General features: G+C 76.3%; 4 protein-coding genes. 1 reads left to right on the forward strand and 3 read right to left on the reverse strand.

Translation table 11 applies throughout. From position 1 onward, the window contains the following. Nucleotides 1-33 precede the first annotated feature (33 nt). A complete protein-coding gene (locus ACFU6K_RS37920; RefSeq protein ID WP_380671050.1) occupies nt 34-735 on the forward strand; it encodes a YoaK family protein in 702 nt (233 codons plus the stop codon). A gap of 162 nt (nt 736-897) precedes the next feature. Here ACFU6K_RS37920 and ACFU6K_RS37925 read toward each other — a convergent pair whose 3' ends face one another. From ACFU6K_RS37925 to ACFU6K_RS37935, 3 genes are all read right to left on the reverse strand, one after another. Continuing rightward, nucleotides 898-1,119 (reverse strand): hypothetical protein, encoded by a 222-nt coding sequence (locus ACFU6K_RS37925; protein ID WP_380671052.1) that lies wholly within the window; start codon nt 1,117-1,119, stop codon nt 898-900. Nucleotides 1,120-1,133: 14 nt separating this feature from the next. Next, the gene (locus ACFU6K_RS37930; RefSeq protein WP_380671054.1) at nt 1,134-1,556 is read right to left on the reverse strand and encodes a hypothetical protein; all 423 of its coding nucleotides are present in this window, start codon (nt 1,554-1,556) and stop codon (nt 1,134-1,136) included. A gap of 90 nt (nt 1,557-1,646) precedes the next feature. Next, the gene (locus ACFU6K_RS37935) at nt 1,647-1,832 is read right to left on the reverse strand and encodes a hypothetical protein (protein ID WP_380671056.1); all 186 of its coding nucleotides are present in this window, start codon (nt 1,830-1,832) and stop codon (nt 1,647-1,649) included. Nucleotides 1,833-1,946 lie beyond the last annotated feature (114 nt).

Below are 1,946 nucleotides of genomic sequence, written 5' to 3' on the forward strand. Positions count from 1 at the left end.
CCCGTAGTCCCCCCGCCGGACCGAGGAGCCGTCGTGACCACGCCCGCAGCCGATTCCCGCACCACCACCCCACCGCCCGGACCACAGATCCACGACCGCCACCCGCTCGCCCTGGCCCTCTTCGGCCTCACCCTGGTCAGCGGCCTCATCGACGCCGTCAGCTACCTCGGCCTCGGCCACGTCTTCACGGCGAACATGACCGGCAACGTCGTCGTCATCGCCTTCGCCCTCGCCGGAGCGCCCGGCTTCTCCGTGACCGGTTCACTGACCTCCCTCGCGGCCTTCCTCCTCGGCGCCCTCCTGGCCGGTCGGCTCGCCACCCGGACCCCCGGACCCCGGCGCCCGGCCCGGCTGGGCACGGTCTTCGCCCTGGAAGCCGCGCTGTACGGCGTCGCCGCCGCCGTCGTCTTCGTCCGGGGCACGGACGGGCCCGCGCAGTACGTCGTGATCGCCCTGCTCGCCCTGGCGATGGGCATCCGCAACGGCACCGTCCGCAGCCTCGGGGTGCCGGACCTCACCACCACCGTGCTCACCCTCACCCTGACCGGTCTGGCCGCCGACTCCCGCCTCGCCGGGGGCGCCGCCGCCCGCCAGCGCAGGAAGATCCTCTCCGTCGTCACCATGCTCGCCGGCGCCGCCCCCGGAGCCGTCCTCGTCCTGCACGGGCAGACCGCCTGGGCGCTGGTCGCCAGCGCCGTCCTGGCCGGTGGCACCCTGCTGGTCCACCGCGAGTGACGTCATGGACGGCGCCGGCGGGGTGGGGGCAGGTGCGCCGGGCGGCGTCGGACAGGCGGCCGAGTGCGCGGGCCGGGCCCAGGAGAACGGAGGTGCCGGCCTCGGCGGGGAGGGAGGCCACCCGGGGGCCGTGCCGGCACCGGGCCGGGGCGGTCGGGTGGGTCAGAGGCGGGTGGTGCGGGTGAAGCGGTGGGCAGCGATGGCGAAGAGGAGGGCGCACCAGGCGGTGGTGGTGAGGGTGGGGAGGACGGGGGAGGGGGCGGCGGTGCCGGCGGCGACCGCGGCGGCGGCCGCCGCGACGGAGCCGAGGAGCGGCCAGAGCAGCCGCGGCCGGAGCAGTTTGACCAGCTCGCTGCGGAACGCCTGGTGCACGCGGGGCAGCATGGGAGGGCCGTCCATCAGTCCCGCCGGCCGGTGAGCAGGGCGACCGCGCTGGCCGCGACGACCAGGACGCAGAAGCCGGCGGCCGTCCCGTTGAGTCCGGCGGCGGCGGGCAGTCGGAAGCCCGCCACCCCGAGCGGCATGCAGACCAGGGCCGAGAAGCCGAACAGCAGCCAGCGGCCGGTGGAGGCCAGGGCGACCACCGCGCCGAGGGCGAGCAGCAGGACGGCGGCCGCCAGCCAACCCCAGTTGAGCAGGTCCTGGGTCTGCACCACCGTGGACCGGGCGGCGTCGACGACCCGGTCGGCGCGGTCGACCGCGGCCAGGGTGTCCGGCCTGCTCGTCCAGTACCAGACCGTCCGGACCCCGGCCAGGACGGCGGCGGTCACGGCCAGCAGGCCGGCCACGGCCGCACTGGTCGGCTTGATCTGCGATACCACGGTGATGTCGGCTCCTCGGTCGTGCGGGGTCGTTCTCTCAAGCGGTGCGGGCGGTGCGGGCGGTGCGGGCGGCCCCGGCCCGGCGCGGGCTCAGCGCGGGATCAGGCAGAGCACGAGGAACACCGCCGTGGGCGCGAGCGCGGCCGCCGCGCTGCGGGCGGGGCTCAGGTCGGCGCTGCCCAACGCGTCCACCAGGCCGTCCCAGGAGGGGCGGCCGAACAGGGCGGCGCCCGCGGCGAGCAGCACCAGCTTGCCCACGAAGTAGAGGGCGGCCACCGTGCCGACGGTCGCGCGGTCCCGGGCGAAGCCGTCCCGGGCGCCGCCGAGCTCCAGTTCGCCACTTTTAGGGAGTGGTTGGGAATATCCGGCAGCCACCGGTCGCTCGGTGGC

It is taken from the genome of Kitasatospora sp. NPDC057512 (assembly GCF_042802135.1).
Lineage (GTDB): Bacteria > Actinomycetota > Actinomycetes > Streptomycetales > Streptomycetaceae > Kitasatospora.